15 protein-coding genes are annotated in these 24,755 nt (G+C 52.1%); 6 read left to right on the plus strand and 9 right to left on the minus strand.

Annotated elements, in window-relative coordinates; genetic code table 11:
- Window positions 1-52: 52 nt before the first annotated feature.
- The 6 genes from T499_RS0104620 to T499_RS0104645 are packed head-to-tail and all read left to right on the plus strand — an operon-like array spanning window position 53 to window position 9,072.
- Window positions 53-1,372, plus strand: a complete 1,320-nt coding sequence (locus T499_RS0104620; RefSeq protein ID WP_033149895.1) for a glycoside hydrolase family 28 protein — start codon at window positions 53-55, stop codon at window positions 1,370-1,372.
- Window positions 1,365-2,849 (plus strand): rhamnulokinase, encoded by a 1,485-nt coding sequence (locus T499_RS0104625; RefSeq protein WP_033149896.1) that lies wholly within the window; start codon window positions 1,365-1,367, stop codon window positions 2,847-2,849. Before T499_RS0104620 ends, T499_RS0104625 begins: the two co-directional genes overlap by 8 nt.
- A gap of 6 nt (window positions 2,850-2,855) precedes the next feature.
- Window positions 2,856-4,106, plus strand: a complete 1,251-nt coding sequence (locus tag T499_RS0104630) for an L-rhamnose isomerase (protein WP_033149897.1) — start codon at window positions 2,856-2,858, stop codon at window positions 4,104-4,106.
- A gap of 4 nt (window positions 4,107-4,110) precedes the next feature.
- The gene (locus T499_RS0104635) at window positions 4,111-5,442 is read left to right on the plus strand and encodes an MFS transporter (protein WP_033149898.1); all 1,332 of its coding nucleotides are present in this window, start codon (window positions 4,111-4,113) and stop codon (window positions 5,440-5,442) included.
- A complete protein-coding gene (gene rhaD, locus T499_RS0104640; RefSeq protein WP_033149899.1) occupies window positions 5,426-6,259 on the plus strand; it encodes a rhamnulose-1-phosphate aldolase in 834 nt (277 codons plus the stop codon). The genes T499_RS0104635 and rhaD overlap by 17 nt, the downstream gene beginning before the upstream one ends.
- Window positions 6,259-9,072, plus strand: a complete 2,814-nt coding sequence (locus tag T499_RS0104645; RefSeq protein ID WP_033149900.1) for a lipoprotein — start codon at window positions 6,259-6,261, stop codon at window positions 9,070-9,072. Before rhaD ends, T499_RS0104645 begins: the two co-directional genes overlap by 1 nt.
- A 100-nt stretch (window positions 9,073-9,172) precedes the next feature.
- Here T499_RS0104645 and T499_RS0104650 read toward each other — a convergent pair whose 3' ends face one another.
- The 9 genes from T499_RS0104650 to T499_RS0104690 form a co-directional block, all read right to left on the minus strand.
- Window positions 9,173-11,287 (minus strand): RagB/SusD family nutrient uptake outer membrane protein, encoded by a 2,115-nt coding sequence (locus T499_RS0104650; protein WP_033150214.1) that lies wholly within the window; start codon window positions 11,285-11,287, stop codon window positions 9,173-9,175.
- Between the two features lie 21 nt (window positions 11,288-11,308).
- The gene (locus tag T499_RS0104655; protein ID WP_033149901.1) at window positions 11,309-14,329 is read right to left on the minus strand and encodes a SusC/RagA family TonB-linked outer membrane protein; all 3,021 of its coding nucleotides are present in this window, start codon (window positions 14,327-14,329) and stop codon (window positions 11,309-11,311) included.
- Between the two features lie 205 nt (window positions 14,330-14,534).
- The gene (locus tag T499_RS15125; protein ID WP_198021239.1) at window positions 14,535-19,325 is read right to left on the minus strand and encodes a glycoside hydrolase family 88 protein; all 4,791 of its coding nucleotides are present in this window, start codon (window positions 19,323-19,325) and stop codon (window positions 14,535-14,537) included.
- Window positions 19,326-19,432: 107 nt separating this feature from the next.
- Window positions 19,433-20,209 (minus strand): tryptophan synthase subunit alpha, encoded by a 777-nt coding sequence (gene trpA, locus T499_RS0104665; protein ID WP_033149902.1) that lies wholly within the window; start codon window positions 20,207-20,209, stop codon window positions 19,433-19,435.
- 28 nt (window positions 20,210-20,237) lie between these two features.
- Entirely contained in the window at window positions 20,238-20,876 is a 639-nt protein-coding gene (locus T499_RS0104670; RefSeq protein WP_033149903.1) for a phosphoribosylanthranilate isomerase, read from the minus strand.
- A complete protein-coding gene (gene trpC / locus T499_RS0104675; RefSeq protein ID WP_033149904.1) occupies window positions 20,873-21,658 on the minus strand; it encodes an indole-3-glycerol phosphate synthase TrpC in 786 nt (261 codons plus the stop codon). The genes T499_RS0104670 and trpC overlap by 4 nt, the downstream gene beginning before the upstream one ends.
- Before the next feature lie 62 nt (window positions 21,659-21,720).
- Complete coding sequence (gene trpD, locus T499_RS0104680; protein WP_033150216.1) at window positions 21,721-22,719, minus strand: anthranilate phosphoribosyltransferase; 999 nt, start codon at window positions 22,717-22,719, stop codon at window positions 21,721-21,723.
- Window positions 22,720-22,765: 46 nt separating this feature from the next.
- Entirely contained in the window at window positions 22,766-23,329 is a 564-nt protein-coding gene (locus T499_RS0104685; RefSeq protein WP_033149905.1) for an anthranilate synthase component II, read from the minus strand.
- 33 nt (window positions 23,330-23,362) lie between these two features.
- Window positions 23,363-24,754: an anthranilate synthase component I family protein gene (locus tag T499_RS0104690; protein WP_033149906.1), complete on the minus strand. Its 1,392-nt coding sequence runs from the start codon at window positions 24,752-24,754 to the stop codon at window positions 23,363-23,365.
- Window position 24,755: the final 1 nt, after the last annotated feature.

The raw sequence follows: 24,755 nt of genomic DNA on the forward strand, positions 1-24,755 counted from the left end.
AATTCGGAAATAATCCGTAATTTTGTAGGCGATTAAAACAAATAACTGAAAAATGAGAAGAATAGTGCTCTTGTTGCTTGCCGTGGCGCTGGTTGCTACGGGAGTTGCAAAACCCAAGAAGAAAACCGCCGTTGAGGTTTGGCCCGACCAGACCGTGATGGACGCGTGGTTTAAGGATACTACTAAAGTTGATGTGGCTAAGCTGGGTAAGCAGTATGTGATTACCGACTTTGGTGTGCGTCGCGATTCTACCGTGGTGCAGACCAAGGCCATCCAGGCTGTCATCGACCGTGCTGCCCAAGAGGGTGGTGGCGTGGTGGTTATCCCCGAGGGCACTTTCCTTACAGGCGCCTTGTTCTTTAAGCAGGGTACGCACCTGCATGTAATCGGACGATTGAAGGGCTCCGATCGCATCATCGATTTCCCCTATATCAAGACCCGTATCGAGGGCGAAACCTGCACCTACTTCTGTGCCCTGGTGAATGCCGACGGACTGGACGGTTTTACCATCAGTGGTAAGGGTACCATCGATGGTAACGGACTGAACTACTGGCAGGAGTTCTGGATTCGTCGCAAGTGGAACCCCCAGTGTACCAACAAGGATGCGCAGCGCCCACGACTCACCTATGTGTCGAACTCAACAAACGTCACCATTCAGGATGTGCATCTGGTTAACTCGCCCTTCTGGACCAACCATGTGTACAAGAGCAACCACGTGCGCTATCTGGATTGCTACATCTATGCCCCCACCGAGAATATCTGGGAGCCCGACCCCACACGTGGCGCGCCATCGAGCGATGCCATCGATATCGACGCCTGCACCGATGTGCTCATCAACGGCTGCTATATGCACGTGAACGATGATGCCGTGGTGCTGAAAGGCGGTAAGGGAACCTGGGCCGACAAGGACGAGACCAACGGCGATTGCGAGCGCATACTGATTCAGAACTGTCACTACGGAAAGGTACACGGCTGCCTGACGCTGGGTTCGGAGTCGCTGCACGACCGCAACGTGATTCTGCGTAACTGCTACACCGAGCGCGCCGACCGTGTGCTGTGGTTGAAAATGCGTCCCGACACGCCGCAGCACTACGAGTATGTGCTGGTTGAGAACATCACCGGTCACTGCAAGCGCTTTTTGTTTATCCACCCCTGGACACAGTTCTTCAAGCCCGAGCAGCGCGACGACATGCCGCTGTCGAGATGCAACAACATCGTGATGCGTAACATCCAGGTGGAAACCCCGACGCCTTACGACGTGAAGACATCGGATAAGTACGAGCTGGTAGATTTTACCATCGACGGCAAGCCATTGGCCTTTGCCAAGAACCCCGTTTCGAAAGAACAACTACAACATATGATATATGAATAATCAAAAATACTTTTTTTCGGTAGACCTTGGTGCTACCAGCGGTCGAACCATCATCGGCCGTATCAACGATAACAAATTCGAACTGGAAGAGGTGACCCGCTTTCCCAATAACCTGATTGTGCAGGGCGGTCATTACTACTGGGATATCTACGCCCTGTATTTCGAGATTATCAAGGGCCTGAAAGAGGTGGCACGCCGCGGACTGGATATAGTGAGCATCGGTATCGATACCTGGGGTGTGGACTTTGTGATGATAGGCGAGGACAACGCCATCCTGCGTAATCCGCGTGCCTACCGCGACCCCATCACCTTCGAGGCGATGGACGATTATCTGCAGAATGTTGTTACTAAGAAAGAGGTGTATGATGTAACAGGCATACAGTTTATGTTCTTTAACTCGCTGTTCCAGCTCTACGCCATGCGCAAGGAGGATAACAGCGCGCTGAAGCACGCCAAGCAGATACTGTTTGTGCCCGATGCACTGAGTTGGATGCTGACGGGCGAGGCCGTGTGCGAATATACCATCGCATCTACCTCGCAGTTGCTCGACCCACGTACCAAGCAGCTTGACGAGCGCCTGCTGGCATCGGTAGGATTAGACCGCAGTAAGTTTGGCAAGATGGTGATGCCTGGTACCCAGATTGGTGTACTGACCGAAGAGGTGCAGCAACTGACAGGACTGGGCGCCGTGCCCGTGATAGCTGTGGCTGGTCACGATACCGGTTCGGCTGTGGCCGCCGTGCCTGCCAAGAACGAGCAGTTTGCCTACCTGAGCAGTGGCACCTGGAGCCTGATGGGTATCGAAACCAAGGATGCTATCATCAACGACCTCTCGTACGATCGCAACTTTACCAACGAGGGTGGCGTAGAGGGTACCACCCGTTTCCTGAAGAATATCTGTGGCATGTGGCTGTATGAGCGCTGCCGACTGGAGTGGCCCGACGAGGTGCGTAAGTTGTCGCATCCCGAGCTGCAGGGTTCGGCCATGCAGGTTGAGCCATTCCGCTCAATTATCAACCCCGACGACCAGCTGTTTGCATCGCCCAAATCCATGATTGGTGCCATCCAGCAGTACTGTCGCGACACCCATCAGCCTGTGCCCGAAACACCGGCCGAAATCTGTCGTTGTATCTTCGACTCGCTGGCTCTGCGCTACAAGCAGGTGTTCCAGTGGCTGCAGGAGTTTGCTCCATTCGAATTAAAGACACTGCACGTGATTGGTGGTGGCAGTTTGAACAAGTATCTGAACCAGTTTACCGCCAACGCCACCGGTGCAACCGTACTGGCCGGTCCGCAAGAGGGTACCGCCATCGGCAACATCATGCTGCAGGCCCAGGCTGCCGGACTGGTAAAAGATATCTGGGAGATGCGCCGCATTATTGCCAACAGTCTTGATCTGGTGAAGTACGAACCCACCGACCAGGCTGCTTGGGATAAGGCTTACGAGACATATCTGAACATAACTAATAATAAATAGAAAACAATGAAAACAGAACTAATTGAAAAAGCGTATGCCGTAGCCAAAGAGCGCTACGCTGCCGTAGGCGTTGATACCGACGCCGTGTTGAACCAACTGCAGGCACAGCAGATTTCGCTGCACTGCTGGCAGACTGACGATGTAGTGGGCTTTGAGCGTAACGAGGCCCTGAGTGGTGGTATCCAAACCACTGGTAACTACCCCGGACGTGCCCGTAATATCGACGAGGTGCGCCAGGATATCGAATTTGTAAAGACCCTGTTGGCTGGTAACCACCGCCTGAACCTGCACGAGATATATGGCGACTTTGGTGGAAAGTTCGTAGATCGCGACCAGTGTGGCGTGGAGCACTTCCAGAGCTGGATCGACTGGGCTAAGGAGCAGAACATGAAACTCGACTTCAACTCGTCGAGCTTCTCGCACCCCAAGAGCGGCTGTCTCACTCTTTCTAACCCCGATAAGGCCATCCGCGACTTCTGGATTGAGCACACCAAGCGTTGCCGTCGTATCGCCGATGCCATGGGTAAGGCGCAGAACGATCCCTGTATCATGAACATCTGGGTACACGATGGAAGCAAGGACATGCCCGTACAGCGCAAGAAGTACCGCGAAATCTTGGCTGCCTCGCTCGATGAGATTATGGAGGAGAAGCTGGATGGCGTAAAGAACTGCTTCGAGGCCAAACTTTTTGGTATCGGACTGGAGAGCTACACCGTGGGCAGTCATGATTTCTACACCGCCTACTGTGCTACCCGCAAGCAGATGTACACCATCGATACCGGTCACTACGAGCAGACCGAGAACGTATCCGACTTTGTATCAACCCTGCTGATGTATGTGCCCGAGCTGATGCTGCACGTAAGTCGCCCAGTACGTTGGGACTCTGACCACGTAACCATCATGAACGACCAGACACTCGACCTGTTCAAGGAGCTGGTACGTAGCGATGCACTCGATCGCGCCCACGTGGGTCTCGACTACTTCGATGCCTCAATCAATCGTATCGGTGCTTATATCATCGGTGCCCGTGCCACTCAGAAGTGCATCCTGCAGGCCCTGTTGGAGCCCAAGGAGCTGCTGCGTAAGTACGAGGACAACGGACAGAACTTTGAGCGTCTGGCCCTGATGGAAGAGGCTAAGAGTCTGCCTTTCGGTGCTGTGTTCGACTACTTCAACCTGAAGAACAACGTGCCTGTAGGCGAGGAGTTTATCGCTGCCATCCAGCAGTACGAGCAGGATGTGACTTCAAAACGCTAAGACGATGGCTAAGTCGAGTTCGCTGAAGAGCACGCTGGCCGTGTCTCTCAATAACTACCTGGATGCAGGCGCCATCGTTGCTGGTGCCAGTGGCGTAACGCTGTGGCAGAACTACTTAGGTTTGAGCGAGATGCACTTAGGTTGGCTGAACGCACTCAGTGCCAATGCGCTGGGTGCCGCCATCGGTGCTATCATCGGTGGTTTCCTGGCCGATAAGTTCGGTCGTAAGTTCATCTTTACCTACAACCTGCTGGTGTATATGACGGGTGTGCTCATCATCATGCTGTCGATGAACTTCCCCATGCTGCTGGCTGGATTCCTGGTAACAGGTATCTCGGTAGGTATCGGTGTTCCCGCCTCGTGGACCTATATCTCTGAGAGTTCGGAGGTGAACAACCGCGGTCGTAACATCTGTATCTCGCAGATGTCGTGGGGCGTAGGTCCGATGTGCATCCTGCTGTTCGGTATGCTGTTTGCGCCGGGCGGTTATCTGTACGGTCCTGTTGAGGCCATCGCCCACGATATCATCGGTGCCGATGCGGCTCAGGCTGCTGTCGAGGTATTCTCTTCGCGTGTGGTGTTCGCTACCCTGTTTGTGGTGGCTTTCATTGCCTGGAACCTGCAGCGCCAGCTGGAGGAGAGCGCCGAGTTTACCGCCAACAAGGAGAAGGACCAGAGCAGTATAGTAGATAACATCAAGCTGCTTTTTACCAATAAGATTGCTGTGAAGACAGTTGCTTTCCTGGCAGCCATCTACCTTACCTGGAACCTGGTGGCCAGTGTGATGGGATTCTTTATGCCACACATTTACGAGACCGCTGGCGGACTGAGCAACGAGGCAGCCAACATGCTGAGCTGCATTAGTTGGGTGTTTGTAGTGGTAACCACGTTTATCATCTCGTTTATGGTTGATAAGGTGGCACACCGCTTCTTCTATGTGTTCGGTTTGGCAGCAGCGCTCACCGCGTGGATTCTTATCATCGGTGGTGGCGTGTCAACCATCGCTGGTATCTGGGTGTTCACCATCCTGTGGGGTGTTAACAACGGTAGCTCGGTACAGGTGTTCTACGCCTTGTGGGGCTCGGAGCTGTTCCCTGCCAAGTTCCGTGCCGGTGCGCAGGGACTGATGTTCTTCATCGTTCGTGGCCTGTCGGCTGTATGGGGACTGGTGTTCACCTTTATCTATGGCGACAATGGCGAGGGCTTTACACTGGCAGCCTACTGCATGGTGGCCCTGCTGCTGGCATCGCTCGTGGTTGGTCTTATCGGCATGCCTAACACCCGTGGTAAATCATTGGAACAAATAACAAAAGAAAGATATGGAGAAACAGTTTAATAGCATTTTGGACGGCCGCGAAGGTTTGAAAGCGGTTGTTGACCAGATAGCCGAGGTAACAGGTTATCTTTGGCAGAAAGGTTGGGCTGAGCGTAACGGTGGTAACATTACCGTGAACGTAACCGAGTATATGGACGATGCTTGCAAGCAGATGCCTGCCATCGCTCCTGTGAAGCAGATTGGTATGACGCTGCCTCAGCTTAAGGGAAAGTATTTTTATTGCAAGGGTACAGGCAAGCGTATGCGCGATCTGGCTAAGCAGCCCATGCAGAACGGTAGTATCATCCGTATCTGCGACGACTGCGCCAGCTACGAGATTATTGCTGACGAGGCCGTGGCACCCACATCGGAGCTGCCCACACACCTGGCTCTGCACAACTATCTGTTGGAGACAGGTTCTACCTACAAGGCTACCCTGCATACGCACCCCATCGAGCTGGTGGCTATGAGTCATATCCAGCGTTTCCTGAAGGGCGATGAGATGACACGCGTGCTGTGGTCGATGATTCCCGAGACACTGGCATTCGCACCACTCGGCATCGGTATCGTACCTTACGCTATGCCATCATCGGTAGCACTGGCCGAGGCTACACTCGAGCAGATTAAGACCCACGACGTGGTGCTGTGGGAGAAGCATGGCACCGTGGCTGTTGGTACCGATATCATGGATGCCTTCGACCAGACCGACGTGCTCTGTAAGGCAGCCAACATCTATATGTGTGCCAAGTCGATGGGTTCGGAGCCCGATGGCATGACCGACGCACAGATGAAGGAAGTGCAGGACGCATTCAATCTGCCCAAGAAGCGCCCCTGCTAATGAATAAGCTACAGATAGCTATAGTCGGACTAGTGGGCATGGTCCCGCTATCCGCTATGTGCCAAACCCATGGCACACCCGCTCCTCGCACCTTGCAATACCAGCCAGGTGCGGGGGGCGCTTTTGTTTGTGCAGATGGTAACAACCGTTACACGCGTGCTCTCTACGGCAGTCATACCGACTGGCGCTTGGAAACCAGCGACCGCCCCATATTTGCCGTGGTAAAGAAAGGCTATCATCGTAACATCCGACTGGTGGCTCAGGTGGATGGCATCGACTATCCGCTAGAGCAGGTGAGTCCTTGTACGGCCAGCTACGTGGATGGCCAGCGTACCTATCAGCTTACGGGCTGGGGTGGGGTGCAGCTAACCATTCGTGTTATCGCCTTGCCCGATAGCGAGGCGGCCATCTGGCAGTTCTCGTCGCCCGCATTGGCTGGCAAGGCTCGTATCAAGGCTTTGGTGTGCGAGATAGCTCAGCCTAAGCTCAGTCGCAATGGCGATATCGGTGCCGACAAGCCAGGCGTGCTGGAACCCAAAGGCGAGGTGCTGCAAACCGCCGAAGTGGCGCTGGATGGCAACACGGCTTACATGCTGGTGAATGTGAACGTGATGAAACCGTTGGCGGCTGCCGATGGTGCCAAGCAGTTTGCCGCTGCCCAGCAGTATTACGAGCAGTTGGCTGCGCGCATACAGTTTACTACGCCCGATGCCTACATCAATACCTTAGGTGGTGCCCTGGTGCTGGCTGCTGATGGCGATTGGGACGGACAAACGTGGTTGCACGGTTGTATTGGTTGGCGTATGCCGCTGGCTGGTTGGCGTGCCGGTTACTTGGGCGATGTGTTGGGTTGGCAGGATAGGGCAGTGAGTCATTTCGATGCCTACGCCAAGAGTCAGGTAACCCATGTGCCTGCCACCATCCCGCATCCCTCGCAGGATTCAACGTTAAACATGGCGCGTGCCGAGAAGCGTTGGGGCACGCAGATGTACAGCGATGGTTACATCTGTCGAAATCCAGAGCGTAATGATCAGATGCACCATTACGATATGAACCTGAACTACATCGACGAGCTGCTGTGGCACTTCCAATACGATGCCGATACCGCTTATATGCGTAAGATGTGGCCTGTACTCAAGTCGCATCTGGCATGGGAGAAACGCAACTACGATGCCGATGGCGACCATCTGTACGATGCCTACTGCTGCATCTGGGCCAGCGATGCACTCTACTACAGTGGTGGTGCCGTTACTCATAGTTCGGCCTACAACTATCGCGGCAACAAGTTGGCTGCCCGTATCGCCGAAATCATTGGCGAGGATGCGCAGCCCTATCGTGATGAGGCCGAAGCTATCCTGCAGGCCATGAACCAGCGTTTGTGGCTGTCGAAAGCAGGCGTGTGGGCCGAGTATCAGGATGGCATGGGCTTGAAACGCACCCACGATAATCCTGCCGTGTGGAGCATCTATACCCCGATTGACTGTGGTGCCTGCATCACCGAACAGGCTTACCAGGCTACTAACTGGGTAACCCGTAACATTCCGCACATCCCCGTGGAGCAGTCGGGTTTACAAACCATCTCAACCAGCAACTGGATGCCCTACAGCTGGAGCATTAACAACGTGGCGGCTGCCGAAGTGATGCACACGGCGTTGGCTTACTTTGAGGCCGGGCGTGCCGACGAGGGCTACCAGCTGATGAAAGCCAACATCATGGATCAGATGTACTACGGACAGAGTCCGGCCAACTTCGGTCAGATTAGTCATTACGATGCGGCCCGTGGAGAGTGTTATCGCGACTTTGGTGATTGTATCGGCATCAGCAGTCGTACGCTGTTGCAAGGCTTGTTTGGCATCATCCCCCAGGCGCTCGATGGCAAGTGCATCATCCGTCCGGGGTTCCCCGCAGAGTGGGATAGTGCCAGCGTAAAAACGCCCTATCTGTCTTACCAATTCGTGCGTAAGAATGGTAAGGTGCGTGTTGAAATCACCCAGAACTTCCGTCAGCCTCTGCAAATTATCTTCCGTCAGAACTTAGGTGGTGGCGCGTTTAAGGATGTGGTTGGTTCAACAGCCAAAACGCAGGTTCTTGAATATGATGTGGACTTGAATCCCGTTAAGCTTGCGAAGTATTACAATGCCAATGTAACTGATATCTTCAAGAACCAATATCTCAGTCCGCGTCCACAAACCACCACGTTGCAGATACCCGTGCAGGGCATTGGTGAGTGGTGCCATCCTAAGAAGACTGCTGAGATTAACGACTCGGTGTTCCGTACCAAAATCGTGAACGGTGTGTTTAACATGGTTGGCATCCCCTTCAGTACCCCGCAAAAGGGTGAGAACATCATCTACACCAGTTTGTGGGATAACTACCCCGATGCCGTTACCGTCCCCTTGAAGGGTAAGGCCCAGAAGGCTTATCTGCTGATGGCTGGTTCTACTAACCACATGCAGAGCAGGATTGACAACGGCTTGGTGATTGTGACCTATACCGACGGTACGACCGACACGCTCGCTTTGCGTAATCCTGATAACTGGTGCCCCATCGAGCAGGACTACTATGTGGACGGCATGGCGTTTAACGCGCCGCAGCCCCGTCCGTATCGTGTCTGCTTCAGCACGGGCGATGTGAGCCGTAACTTAGGTAGCATCATCCAGCTTGGTGGTGAGTACGGTAGAGAAATCCCCGGTGGTGCTGGTCAGATGTTAGAGATGCCGCTCGATCAGCAGAAACGCTTGCAGTCGCTCACCATCCGAACGCTATCCAACGATGTGATCATCGGATTGATGGCCGTAACCCTGCAGCCCTGAAAAGTAGCTTTTTGATCAGTAAAAAGTAACTTATTGATAAACGAAAAGTAGCTTCCCGATAGACGGAAAGCTACTTTTTATTTGTATGGTTATTATAGGATTAATAACCAGGGTTCTGCCACATGGTTTCCTGAGTAGAGGCGTACTGCAGTACACCACCTGCATCCTGTGTCACAGCTGCGTCGCCACGGTTGGTAACCGACTCCAGCTCAGAGAGTGGAATAGGACGGTAGTAGTGCTTCAGGGCAATGTTGCCACTGGCCTGGGCGTTGTACTTCTTCACGTGGTCGATGAGGGTGTGGGTACGCTTCAGGTCGAACCAGCGCTGGTACTCACCGCACAGCTCGATGGCGCGCTCCTTCAGGATAGTCTCGATGGTTACAGTACCGCTGATGCTGTTGTCCTTGCCAGCGATGGCGCGGGCTGCGCGCAGCTGGTTGATGGTCTTCAGGGCATCGCCGCCTGTTGCCAGCTCAGCCTCGGCCTTAATCAGGTACATCTCGGCTAAGCGCAGTACCATGATGTCGCGGTGTGAGATATCGAAGGTAGGATAATCCTCTTCGTACTGATCATCAAGGAACTTCTTGATGCCAGGGAACGAACGGCGACCCTCAATCTTCTCGCTCTTGTAGCGGGCGTCGCCATATACATCGCTCTTAGCCTTTCCACCCTCGGTAGGCAGGGCTGTAGCAGGATCGCCAGAGGTGTAAACAGGAATGTCGCCACCGAATGCGAACTGCAAGCGATACTTGTCCTTGGCCTCGGCCTGCAGAGCCTGACCCTCGGCTGAGTTACCATCCATCAGGGCGTACTGGATACCAATCACACCACCGTTGAAGTAGTTACCATCCTCGGCGTAAGCCTCGTCGTAGGTCTTGTAAGTCTGATCGGCCATCTTAGGATAGTTGGCAGCATTGCCAGCCAGGTCGGGATGTACGCGATATTCGGTGAGCAGGGTGCCATTGTAACGCTGGTCGGTACCCTTGATCTCATCCAGAATCTGCCAGAGATAGAGTGAAGGCAGGTAGCGGGTGAAGCCACGGCCGTAAGGAGAGTAGTACTTACCAACCTCAACATCCTTACCTGTGCTCTTGCTCTTGATGGTGGTCTTACCGGCTGCCATACGGAAGAAGATAGAGTTGTTCTTCTGTCCGTTAGGACCGATATCGTCGCAACCGTTGTTCCAGAGTGATACGAACATCAGCAGTGAGGCACTACCACCGTTACGACCATAACCGGTACGGGTGATGAGTGAGTTGAAATTGCCAGTACCCTCGCTTGAGAAACGGTAAGGCACGCAGTTGTCGCGACCGGCGTTCAGATCGTTAGAGTAGTGAACGGCAAAGAGGTTCTCGGTATTGGTGGTTGCCTCTTCATTGTTCATATTCCAAGTGTCGCTGAAACGGCTGTAGAACTTCGCGCCAGAGTTGTTGATCACATCATTGGCAGCATTCAGAGCCTCGGTATAGAGATTGCCATAACCGCTGACGGCATTGGCACCCAACCAAGATGCAGCGTAGAGGGCTACGCGGGCATAGAGGGCCTCGGCAGAATAGTAGTAGGCACGACCATCGGCAGTGGCCGACTTGCCATCCATGATGTTTGCCTTCTTATAGTTGTCCATGGCCTGCTTCAGGTCGTTCAGGATGTTACCATAAACCTCAGCCTCGGGCACACGAACAGGGTTGTTGTTAATCGCGTTGATGGGCTCGGCATTGTAAGGGATTGGTCCCCACATAGCTACCATCTGAGAGTAGTACAGAGCGCGCAGGAAGTAAGCATCGCCCAGGTAGGCAGCCTTCTTGTTGTCATCAATCACGCTGCACTCGGGGACATATTTCAGGGCGTTGTTACATACATCTACGCCAGCGTAGAACATCTCCCAATACTCGTCCAGACAAGGGTTGTCGGCTACGTTGCTACCAAGAGCCTCGGCAGAGATATCGTATTTCAGCATCGACTTCTGCTTGTTGTCGTAGCCAAAGTAGAACAGGTCTGAGCCCATTTCTGCAAGACCCAGTGATGGCTCCTTACCCCACCAACCGTGTGTGTAGGTATAAGCCGACTGGATGAGTCCGTCGATACCCGAAACGGTGTTGTAGGCCAGGTCGGCAGTCTCACCGGTCTTGTTGTCCTCGTCCAGGAAGTCGGAGCAGGAGGTTGCGCCGAAGCTGATGGCAGCGGCAGCAAATAACATACTATATATCTTTTTCATATCGATAATCAATTATTTGATTTAGAAAGTTACGTTAAGACCTACTACAACCTGCTTCATCAGTGGGAAGTTGACTGAACCGCCACGCTCTGGGTCGTAGTTGTCGAAGTGACTGAATGTGAAGTAGTTCTTGAGTGAACCGTAAATGCGAACATTGCTCATGTAAACCTTCTTGATGAGGTTCTTGGGAAGGTTGTACGACAGGGTGATGTCCTTAATCTTGAAGTAGTCGGCCTTCTGAATCTGAATGGCGCTCTTGTAGAATGTAGGAGTAGCACCTGTGGCACCTGGAGATGGGATGTCGGCACCCTGGTTCTCTGGTGTCCAGTAGCTCAGGTCGCCCCAGTTGGCGTTGTCGTACAGATAGAGTCCGTAACCGCTGTAGTTCAGGTAGCCACCCAAGCGGGCCATGGTCTGAACGCTCAGTGAGAAGTCCTTGTAAGTGAAGGTGGTGTTCAAACCAAGAATAGCCTTGGGCGAGCGGTTGTAGATAATCTTATCGCTATCGTCAATTTTGTCGTCGCCGTTTACGTCAATCACCTTTGGTGTACCAGGATTACCGTAGTCGGCCTGTGGCTTCTCGAAGTTGGGGTGAGCAGCCAGATACTTGTCGAACTCGCCAATGCCCCAGCAGCCGTCCATGTCGTAGCTGTAGAAAGCTGAAACAGGCTCGCCAATCTTCAGGATGCTGGTGCCTGATACTACCTGCTCGATACCGTCGGCCAGCTCAGAAACCTCGTCGCGGGCGAAGGTGGCAGATGCGCTCAGATCCCAAGTAAAGTCGTTGGTCTTAACGGGTACTGCACCGAGTGAAATCTCGAGACCGTGGCCCTTGGTCTTACCAACGTTAGAGATAGTGCTGGTGAATACCGATGAGGCAGGAGCGGTCTTGTAGTACAGCAGGTCGTAGGTCTTGCTGTTATAGTAGTCGATACCTCCATAGATGCGACCATTGAGGAACGAGAAGTCGAGACCAAAGTCGAGGGCAGCGGTCTTCTCCCATGTCAGGTTAGGATTAGCCATGGTCATAGGAGCCTTGTCGGTAGAGTTAGGCACGATGCTCTGGATGGTGGCCAGTGTCTGGTAGGCAGAGATGGCTGAGTTGCCAGAGAGACCCCAAGATACGCGGAACTTCAGGTTGTCGAGCCATGACTTGGTGCCCTGCATGAACTTCTCCTCGGAGATACGCCAACCGGCACTTACTGATGGGAAGTAACCCCACTTGTGACCTTCGGCGAGTACTGAAGAACCATCGGCACGAACCGATGCCTGCAACAGGTACTTGCCATCGTATGAGTAGTTGGCACGGGCAAAGAATGAAAGCATAGAGCTCTTGGTGTAGCCTGTGCTTACAAGAGGTGACTGAATCTTGCTGACATCGTAGAAGCCGCTCTTCTTGTAGCTCTCAGAACCGGCAACACCAGAGATGCTGCTGCTCTCAGATACGTACTGCGACATCTCATGACCCAGCAGGAAGGTCATATCGTGCTTAGCAATGGTCTTGTTGTAGTTAGCAGTGTTCTGCCATACATACTTGGTACCAGTGCTGCGGTCGTTGGCAATATAAGTAGTGGTAGGCGACTGATAGCGTGCCTGGCTGTGGTAGTCCTGATAGGTACCTGTGCGCGAGGTGCTGCGGTCGAGTGTGAACTGCGACTTCACGATCAGACCCTTGATAGGATTGAGCTGCAGATAACCACTGCCGAAGAAACGGCTGCTCTCGATATTGCGCTGGTAAGCGCCATCCTCGTCGAGCAGAGGTGAGCAGTGAGCTGCATACCATGGGTTAGGAGTAGCGTTGATAGAACCGTCATTCAGATAGGCGTGAGTGATGGTGGTCATCTTCTGAGCCTGGTTATAAACACCGCCGTTACGCTTGTCGTTGCTCTTGTAAGCGTAAGAGAGGCTGGCACCAATCTTCACGATGCGGTTGATATTGTGATCCAGGTTGATGCGGCCGGTGTAACGATTGAACTCATCACCCTTCATCAAACCTTTATCATCCATAGCGGCCATCGACACATTGAAGTTGGTCTTCTCGTTACCACCCTGAACAGATACTTCATAGTTCTGAGATACGCTGTTGTCAAGAATCATATCGAGCCAGTCGGTATATGACTTGTCATTGTAGATAGACAGGGTCTCTGTACCATCATCCAGTTTGAAGGTCAGCACGTCGGCAGCAGTAGCTGTGTTGCTGAAGGCCCAGCCATTGGCAGCGGCTGTCTCGTAGTTCTTCTTGTCAATCAGGCGCTGTACTTCCTTGTCGCCATACATAGGCTTAACAATACCTGTAGCACCATTGAATGAGAGGTAGCCATTGAAGCTAACCTTGGTCTTACCGGCCGAACCACGCTTGGTGGTAATCAGGATAACACCGTTAGCACCCTTGGTACCATAGATAGCTGTTGAAGCAGCATCCTTCAGAATATCCATCGACTCGATATCGGTAGCTGGAATGTCGAGGGTAGAACCATACTCTACACCATCCACGATAACCAGTGGTCCGTTACCTGCCAACAGTGAGCGGTTACCGCGCAGGGTCATGCTCACACCGGCACCGGCCTCACCACCGCCACTCTGCTGGAGGTCAACTCCTGGCACCTTGGCCTGCATGGCCGAAAGGGCGTTGGCACCTGCCACCTTAGCCAGATCTTCGGTCTTAACCGAAGCAACCGAACCGGTCAGGTCCTTCTTCTTCATCGTACCATAACCTACTACTACCACCTCGTCGAGTGCAGCAGCATCTTCCTGCATGGTAACGTTAAAACTGTTCTTACCGGCTACAGAAATCTTCTGCTCCTTGAAACCGATGTAAGAAATCTTCAGGACGGCCTTTTCAGATACGTTCTGAATGGTGAAATTACCGTCGAAGTCGGTTACACCACCGATAGTGGTACCATCGACAACTACGCTTACACCAATCATAGGTTCACCTGATGCATCCTTCACTGTACCTGTGATAGTCTTCTGGGCATAGGCCACGAAGCAGAACACAGACAAAAGCAAAGCCATAGAGGCTCTTTTGATTTGATGATTCATACGAACGTTAGTTTTAGTTGTACTTAATATTATTTTTATAGAGTTAAATATTTAGCATTTTAAGCTCCTTGCAGAACTTTACGGGTGCAAAAGTATTATTAATTGTGAAACAATGTATACTTTTTTATAAGAAATCCCCTGCAAACGTTTACGTTATGCAGGGGTGTTATCGCACACAGCAAAATGGCGCTGTTAAATTACGCAATTATTGCATTTTTTGTAGTCCTTCCCAACGTACGTTCCAACGGCCATCTTGGGGGAATCCTGGGTTCAGCGGCTGGCTGCAACCATCCCATCCGGCGCACATCATGGCCACGGCTGTAAGCAAGGCGCCATTACCTGGCAGATAGATGCGCAAGCGGTCGGCGGTCTGGAAATTATGACCGCTAGGCAGATAGGTATTCTTCTGGGTATCGATGAGCAGGGCATTGAGGGCTGTCTCGGGTTCGCCTAAGCGGGCGGCGGTCATGGCAATCATACCGTAATCCCATCCCCAGGTGGTTTGCCAGTTCCAGTTCTGCATCACCCAGTTGAGTGTGCGCTGCATCTGCTCCTTATTATATAAAGAGGTGTATGGCAGCATGCCGCAGGCACCCAGCACGGCAGGGTGGTCGTTACGGCACTTATCGGCAAAGGTCTCAACTTTCTTGCTGGTAGCATCAAAGGGGTCGAATGCCTCGTGGTTCTTGTCGCTACCTATCTGTATGCCGGCGGTATAGATGCCATCGGTCTCAGGCAGGGGCGACAGCTTGGCAATGATATCATCCCATTTGGCGATACGTGCCTTGCCTTGGCGTTCGCGCCACTGCTGTGCCACCTTCAAACCGTACTGCCAGTAGGCCAACTCAAAGGGCTGATTGTACGAGATGTCCTTGGTCATGCACTCCTGCATAGCGGTGGCACCTTTCAGGATGTAACGCTTCTGCTGGGCATCGTAGGTAACGTAATCGGCCATAAACTCGGCGGTGGCTTCTACCTGTTCACCGTAGGTTTTCAGTGTCTCGGCAGTAGGATTGGCGCGATACATCTCCTCGGCCAGATAGATGTAGTGGGGCTGCTGCCAGATGAGGAACGAGCCGGTGTTAGATGGAGCCTCGCCAGCCCATGGGTCGGTCATCTTCATCCAGCGCACACCCTTAAAGCCTTGTCGCTCGGCAATCTGTCGGGCCACGGGATAGGCTACCGTATTGTACCACTGTAGCATCTGTGCAACCACCTCCGGACGGTTCCAAAGAGTAAAATCTACGGCATGCCACCAGGTCATCTCTAAGTGTGGGCGACCGAACCAGGAGTTGTAAGTAAGTCCTGTTTCCTGTGGCGGCATGTTGTTGGCACAGTTAATCTGGGTGAGGTATTGTGAGAGTACCACGCGGCGCTCCAACTCCTTGGCGCGCTGATCGGTACACTGCGAGAAATCCACGATGGCACCTGCTTTCCACCAGGCATTCCAATGGCGCAACGTGGCTTTATGGTACTGGTCGTACTCAAAAGCCAAAGCCTGACTGGTGGGCAGACTGCTCAGATATTCGGCTGATACGGTGAGCACATCCTCGTTGGCTGCCAGCTCAAACTCATGGCTATCGCATCTGCTGAGTGTGGCCTGACCTTCCCACTGCAACAGCACATAATAGGTAGTGCTGTCGAGGGTGCGCTTAATCAAGGCTTTCTGTGCACCTTGCTCTATAATCTCCGACTGGTGCTTCTCGGGCTTGGTCCAGTCGCTGGCATCATCGGCATGCTTACCGGTGGGGTAGGGAAAGCGCAGGCGGATGGTGGCTTGCTGTTTTTTGAGCAACTTGCTTACGATACGGGCATACACCGCATCCTTGGCAGGGTGAACGCCTGTTGTCACCTCAACCTTCTGACCATCGGCTATAAACACCGATTCAATCTCGCCATCCAGCAGTTTCTGTTCCTGACGAATGTTGGTAAGCTGATTCAAGGCGATAGGTGTGCCGTTGGCATCGGTAAGGTGCAGGCCCAGAGCGCCTAAGTTTAAGCGGTGGGGGCTAATACGAAAAAAATCGGTTGCCTCTTTGTGGCGACCGTCCTCTGCTTTCTTGTATTCTACGGCATATACCTCAGGATGCCCATGCCCAAAGTCGTAGGCTTTTTCCGATTCCGAAGGTTTCAATCCTTTGATGTTAGGAAACTGGTGCCAGCCCCAATCGCTCATGGCACAGAGGGATACACCTTGTTTGTAAGCCTCGGGGTACGACTGCAAACCGGTTACATCCACGGTAGTTACAAAGTGGCCGTTGCCCACTGATAACGACGACAGGGCATCGGCTTTGGTGATAATTGGGTTATTGCGATTAACAACAGCGTGACGGTCTATAGAGGCCGTCACGTTGTTGATATTGTATCCTAATTGTTCCATTTCGAGCGAGGCCCAGATAAACGGGCCAACACCTTTGGCATCGTTGTCGCGAATAGGTTCCGACAGATAGTAGTTGAAACCGCCATCACGTCGGGTATTCTCATTTACCGTTGCCTTGGGGTTTATCTTCTTCAAGGCCGCCTGTACCTCGGGTGTGGCTGCCGGACCGAGTCCTGCTACCGAACAACACTGGGTGAGCGAGATGGTTTGATCCTCGTTGACGCGGATAAAGTTGTTGATGATACCTTTATAGGCTTTGATACCGGCATCGCGATATTTGGTGCCCAGGTAACCTTTGTTGTAAGCCTTGAGCAGCACGTAGGCAAACATCGACGAGCAGGTTGACTCTAAGTAGTTGCCTTCGCGACCAGGCTGATCCATCACCTGATACCAAACACCTGTTTTCTTGTCCTGCCATTTGATAACAGCGTCCAGATCCTTTTTCAGCAGGTCGATCACCTCCTGGCGACGGGCGTAATCCTCGGGCAGGGCATCGAGCACCTCGATGAGTGCCATCGAGAACCAACCCTGCGCGCGGCCCCAGCAGTGCTGTGAAAGTCCTGTCGTCTTATCGGCCCAGAAGGTGTTACGGGTCTCGTCGTAGGCATGACGGTTCAAACCTGTCTTGGGGTCGAGTGTACGCTCGTAGGTTATCTTCAGCTGGTTTACAGCATCGTCGTAAATCTTGTTGATAGCACCTTTCTTAGCCTCCTTGGCGGTGGTGGTGATGGGGGCAGTGAGTGTGCGGAAGGGCAGACCCATGAAAATACCATCGAGCCATACCTGGTAGGCATAGATGGCCTTGTGCCAGAACACCTTGTCGGCGATGGTACGGGGCTGGTTCTGCAACTGCTTCATCATGGTCTTCATGGCAGCCAGGTTCTTTGCCTCGGGCCACTGCTGGTACATACGGGTAACGAAATGACCGGTACGCACGTTATCGAGGTTGTACTCCAGGATGTCATAGTTGCGAATGCCGCCCTTGGCGTTAATCATCGTGTCGGTATATTCCTGACAGTACTTGCGGATGTTGTCGCCACCATATTTAAGATAGGTGTCAAGCATGCCTTCCAGTTCAATGCCCATCACGTAGCTCCACTTGGGTTTCTGTGAGAAGTCGAGCAGGTAGCTCTTGGGGTTGCGCTGCATCTCACTGTAGGTCATCCACTCTGAATAGTTCTGGTAAGGAGCCTTGAGCAGTGCCAGCGAACCATTGATAAACAAGCGGTCGAAGTTGACGTTACGGGTCTTGCCGCTCATAAAGTTGCCGCTCTTTACGCCGTTGAAGTGACAGTTCTTAACGTTGATGTCGTAAACAAATGTATCTTCGTCGAGACCGATAATCTGCACACCATACTGCGACTGCTGACTGGTAACATTCTCCATATAAACGTTGCGAACGATGGGGTAGTAGCCACGGCAGCATATCTCGTTGTGCTCGTAGTCGAGGTTAATCTTCAGTACGCTCTCCTTACACTTGCCAACGGTAATGTTACGCATGTTGATATTCTCGATGATACCACCACGGCAGCTGTTGGTCTTGATACGCAGCACGCGCTCCAGCTCTGGCGAATCCATCACACAATCGTGAGCATACACATTCTGGCAACCGCCCGAAATCTCTGAGCCTACTACCACACCGCCATGACCGTTCTTCATCTCGCAATTGCGGATGATGATGTTCTTGGAAGGCATGTTGCGCTCACGTCCGTCGCGGTTACGTCCGCTCTTGATGGCGATACAGTCGTCGCCGGTGTTAAAGAAACAGTCCTCAATCAGCACGCGGTCGCAGCACTCTGGGTCGCAGCCGTCGCCGTTAGGTCCGTCGTTAATCATTTTTACGCGACGAACGGTGATATCGGTGGAGTGCAGAGGATGGATCACCCAGAAAGGCGAACGCAACAGCGTTACATCCTCCAACAGAATGCCTTCGCACTTGTTAAAGCTAACCAGCTGTGGGCGCAGACCATCCTGAGCTGTAAACACGCGCTCGGGGCTACGCTCACCTTTCTCATTATACATAGGTACACCGTCTTCACCATTCTTTAACAGGCGCGCGCGAGAACCGCCACGCTGACTGATGGTGCCCTCTTTCCATCCAAAACGGGGATTACCATTCCAAGGCCACCAAGTGTCGTTGCTACCGCCACCGTCGATGGTTCCCTTACCGGTAATAGCAATATCCTTAGCCTTGAAAGCATATACACAAGGCGAGAGGTTGAAGCACTCCAAACCCTCCCATGAGGTTTCTACGATGGGGTAGAGCTCGGGCTGGAAGGCAAACTCGAGTACGGCACCTTCCTGCACCTCCAGGTTTACACCACTCTTCAGCTGGATGGCACCTGTCAGGAACTTCTGATTTGCGGGAATTACTACGCGACCGCCGCCCTTCTTCGAGCAGAGGTCGATGGCTTTCTGGATAGCCTTCTGGTTCTTGGCGGCTGTGTTGGTTGTCTTTGCGCCATACTGGGTAATCACATAAGCCTTGTCGGCAAAATGCGGTGTGCGGATACTCTGCTCAATCTGTCGGTACTGAGCCTCGTCCCACTGCTGAGCTGCTGCTAACAGGGGTGTCAGCACGCAGAGCATCGCAATCTGAAAAATTCTTTTAATCATCTGTATTTAGTAACGTTTATTAGTTTGCAGTCTCGCAATTTTGCTGCAAATATACAACAAAAGCGCTAAACTACAAACTAATAGCAACGTAAAAATCTACGTAAACGTTATCTTTCGAGGGCATCGAAAAGCTTGTCGAGGGCCTCGTCGGCGTTCTTGCTCTCGTTAAGCAAGGTTACAAACTTCGAACCGATGATGGCACCTGCGGCATTCTGCTGGGCGGCTTCGAGCGTCTGCTTGTTGCTGATGCCGAAACCAATCATGCGTGGATTGCGCAGATTCATGGCGTTGATACGACGGAAGTACTCCTGCTTGGCATCGTCGAAACTCTGCTGGGCACCAGTGATGGCAGCACTCGATACCATATATACAAAGCCGTCGGTATTATCATCGATAAAGCGAATACGCTCCTCGCTGGTCTCGGGGGTAATCAACATGATGATGCGCAGGTCGTACTTATCGGCAATGGGTTTTATTACTTCCTGATAATCCTTGAATGGCAGGTCGGGGATGATGGCACCACTCACGCCAGCCTCTACACAACTCTGACAGAAAGCCTCGATACCGTAGTGCAGAATAGGGTTCAGATAGCCCATCAGTACCAGTGGAATCTGCACCTGATCCTTGATGGCTTTCAGCTGATCGAAAAGGATATGCAGGTTCATACCGTTTTTCAGGGCCTGGGTGGCGGCAGTCTGAATAACAGGACCGTCGGCCAGCGGATCGCTGAACGGAATGCCAACTTCAATCATGGCAATACCACGACGCTGCATGGCGAGAATCACATCGCCTGTGCCCTCGAGTGTGGGGCAGCCTGCGCAAAAGTACAGCGACAGGAGTTTCTGGTCCTGACTGTTTGCGAAAAGTTGATTGATCTTATTCATCTTGTTACATTTTTACATTATCTCATTTTTACTTTTTTACATTCTGAAAGAATGCCTTGAGTTTTTCGGCATCCTTGAGAGCAGGGGCTGACTCGAAACGTGAGTTCAAATCGATGCCGATACATTTGTCGTGATGGAAGTTGCGAACACGCTCAGCATCATCGGGACCGATACCACCACTCAGCAAGAAAGGTGTGTTGCCTATGTAGGCGTCGAGTACCGTCCAGTCGAACTTCTCACCGTTGCCACCCACGCACTTTCCTTTCGTATCGAAGAGAAAGATATCTGCCAATCCTTCGTAGGGTTTGGTCTGCGCCAGGTCGTTGGTAGTGGCGATGTTGAAGGCTTTAATTATTTTTACATCGGCGGGTAGATGTGGCTTCAACTGAATGATGTAGCTAGGCGACTCCTGACCATGCAACTGGATATAGTTGAGTGCAAAGCTATCAACGGCCGACATGATGTCGCCGATGCTGGCATCAACAAACACACCCACGCGCTGGCAGTGCTTTGGCAAGTAAGCTGGCACTTGGCTCACAAACCTACTCGACTTAGGCCAGAAGATGAAGCCCATCCAATCAATTGAACATTGATCATTTAACATTGAACATTGTTCAACCTCGCGGATGTTCTCCGCCTCTCTCATACCACAAACCTTGATTATCATAGCTTCTCAATAAATTCACGTAATGCTGATCCTGAATCGGCTGTCTTCATAAAGTTCTCGCCAATCAGGAAACCACGGAAACCAACCTCACGTAAAGCCTTCACCGTATCAGGGTTCGAAATACCACTCTCGCTCACCTTTACGGCATCCTTTGGTAATAGCTCTGCCAAGCGGAATGAGTTCTCTACGTCGGTCACAAACGAACCTAAATTACGGTTGTTGATACCGTACATATCTGGCTCTAACCCAGCGTATTCCAATTCTTTGTTGGAGTGCATCTCTAAAAGAACTTCCAGACCTAACTGGTGGGCGGTGTTCAGCAGACTTTTACACTCGGCTATCGACAAGTCGGCGGCAATCAGCAGTACAGCCGAAGCCCCGCACAAGCGTGCCTGGAACAGCTGGTACTCATCTATCACAAAGTTCTTGTAAAGGATGGGGATGTTTACACCGCTGTGACGGGCCGTGCGAATAAAGTCGTCGCAACCGCCAAAATACTTATGGTCGGTAAGTATGCTCAGTGCAGCAGCGCCATTCTTTTGGTAGCTCAATGGGATGATGTCGGGTTGGCCCTCCTCTTTGATCCAACCCTTTGAAGGTGACTTGCGTTTGAACTCAGCGATGATGCCTGAGTCGGATGCGGTGAGGGCATTTTTCATCGAAGCCACGCTAAAGTCGAGAATCGCCTCCACCTGTTTGTGCAGCACTGCTGGTGCTACAGCCATCTTGGCTGCTTCAACTTCCACGCGCTTGTTCGCTACTATCTCTTCTAATATATCCATTGTTATTTATATTTACAATAGGTAGTGCATAATCTTTAGGTCCTGTAGTCCGTTGCCCAAAATTAACTGTTCAACTCAACGAACTTCTTGAAGGTGCGGAGGGCGGCACCGCTGTCGATACTCTTGCGGGCAATCTCTATGCACTCCTCGATGCTCTTCTCACCCTTCTCCAGAACCTGGATACCGAAGGCTGCATTGGCCAGTACGATATTCTTCTGAGCGGGCAGGGCACGGTTCTCCAGTACGCTGTCGAAGATCTGTGCTGCCTCTTCTTCGGTAGCACCGCCAACCAACTCTTCGGGCTTGGCAATTTCAAAGCCAAGGTCGCTGGGCTTAAAGATACGCTCGTAATGCTTGGTGGTTACCTTGAAGTCGCCTGTCAGCGAGATCTCGTCGTAACCATCGATAGAGTTCACGATACCGTAGTCGATACCAATCTTCTGGTATACCTGGTTGTACAGGCGCATCTGGTCGAGGTTGGCTACACCCAACAACTGGCACTGTGGCTGTGAGGGGTTAACCAGCGGACCTAATAGATTGAAGATGGTAGGGAATTGTAGGGCCTTGCGGATGGGGCCTACAAACTTCATGGCCTTGGCAAACAGCTGGGCGTGCAGATATACGATGCCAGCCTCGTTCAAGCTGCGGTTCAGTTTGTCTATATCATCGGTAAACTTAATGCCGTGGTGCTGAATCACATTAGATGCACCCGATACCGATGTGGCTGCGTAGTTACCATGCTTTGCTACCTTGTAGCCAGCACCGGCAATCACAAAACAACTCGTAGTCGAAATATTAAAAGTATTCTTGCGGTCGCCACCTGTACCTACCACGTCGATGTAGCGATCGGCATTCAGAATGGCTGGCACGCCTGTTTCCAAGATACCATCGCGGAAACCCAACAGTTCGTCGACTGTTACGCCACGCATCTGCAGCGCGGTGAGCAGAGCAGTAATCTGCTCGTTGGGATACTCGCTCTGGGTGATACCAATCAGAATTTCTTTCATTTCTTCACGAGACAGTTCCTCGTGGTTCAGCATCCTGTTCAGGATGTCCTTCATTGTCTGTGCCATATCTCTAATTTTTACATTTTCTAATTTTTACATTTTACAAGAACATCCAGTTTTGCAGCATTTTCTTGCCGTCGGGTGTCAGTACGCTCTCTGGGTGGAACTGTATGCCGCGGATGTTCATCGTTTTGTGGCGCAGGGCCATAATCTGTCCTTCGTCGCTCTCGGCGATTACCTCTAAGCAGTCGGGCAGGTTCTCTTTTGATACCACCCACGAGTGGTAGCGACCGATGGTAATATTTCGCTCGATGCCACTGAAGATGGGGTCTTCTACGGTAATATGACAAGGTGTTGCTACGCCGTGGAACACGTCGCTCAGGTTTTCCAGCTTACCACCGAATGCCTCGCCGATGGCTTGATGTCCCAGACACACACCCAGTATAGGCTTCTTGCCGGCATAGGTCTTAATCACGTCGAGCAGCAGACCTGCCTCGCTAGGGATTCCTGGACCCGGACTCAGGATAATCTTGCTATATGGTTCCAAATCCTCAAGCTTAAACTGGTCGTTACGCAGCACCGTTACCTCTGCGCCCAGTTCCTTTACCAAATGACTCAGATTATATGTAAACGAGTCGTAGTTATCAATAATGACTATTTTCATAATAAATCCGTGTTAATCCGTGTAATCCGTGCCTTACATTTTCTCCGCCATCAGTATGGCCTTGCGCAGGGCGCCAAGCTTGTTGTTCACCTCCTGCAGTTCGTACTCTACATCGCTCTTAGCAACGATGCCACCACCTGCCTGGAACCACAACTCACCATTACGCGATACAAAGGTACGGATGGTGATGGCCTGATTCAAACTGCCATCCAGTCCGATGTAGCCGATGCAACCGCCGTATGCACCGCGGTTATGTGGCTCGTACTCGCTGATAAGCTGCATGGCGCGTACCTTGGGTGCACCTGAAAGGGTACCTGCAGGGAAGGTGTCGATGAAAGCCTTGATAGGATCAGCGTTGTTATCGAGCTCGCCTGATACACGCGATACCAAGTGGATGACATGACTGTAATACTGCAAATCCTTATAGAAATCTACCTTTACACCATGACAGTTGCGGCTCAGGTCGTTACGTGCCAGGTCAACCAGCATCACGTGCTCGGCATTCTCCTTAGGATCGTTGCGCAGGTACTCTGCACCCTTGCGGTCGGCCTCGGCATCGCCTGTACGTTTGGTGGTACCGGCAATCGGATCGATATAGGCTTTATGGCCTTCGATACGACAGTGGGTTTCGGGACTTGAACCGAAGATACGGAAACCGCCAAAGTCGAAGTAGAACAGATAGGGGCTTGGGTTGATTGAACGCAGGGCACGATACAGTTTGAAATCGTCGCCCTCGTATTGCTGGATGAATCGGCGGCTCAGCACAATCTGGAACACATCGCCACGCAGACAGTGCTTAATGCCTCGACGGATGTTCTCACGATGCTCATCATCTGTCAAGGTAGAGCGCACATTGCCTACAGGGTGGAAATCGTATGCTTTTACATTGGCCTTGTTCATGGCCTTTACTACATCATCGAGCTTGGTCTCGCCTTCCAGCGAAACAAGCTTGATGGTATTATTAAAGTGGTCGAACACAATCACCACCTTATATAATATATAAAGCAAGTCGGGGGCATCGTTCTTGGCCTGAGTCTCGTCCTTTACGTTGATATCCTCAAAATAGCGTACGGCATTAAAGCTGGTATAGCCAAACAGTCCGCAAAGCTTGGCATCGTCACCCTCTACGTGTATGCGATCTATCAGTTCGTGGATAGCCTTGTCACTGCGGTAATCCTTGTTTACCTCGTGCTGCAGTGTGGTGCCATCAGGATAGGTGATAGTGGCCATGCCGTGACCGATAGCTACGCTGGCCATGGGCTCGATACCGATAAACGAGCGTGAGTTGTCCTTCTCGTGATAGTCAGAACTCTCCATCAGCGCGCTCTGTGGGTACAAATCTCTCAGTCGCATATATACCCCCACTGGCGTATACAAATCCGCCAGAATGGTTTTGCTTGTAGTTGTATAATTGAAAGTACTCATA

This window comes from Prevotella sp. RM4 (genome assembly GCF_000701965.1).
Taxonomy (GTDB): domain Bacteria; phylum Bacteroidota; class Bacteroidia; order Bacteroidales; family Bacteroidaceae; genus Prevotella; species Prevotella ruminicola.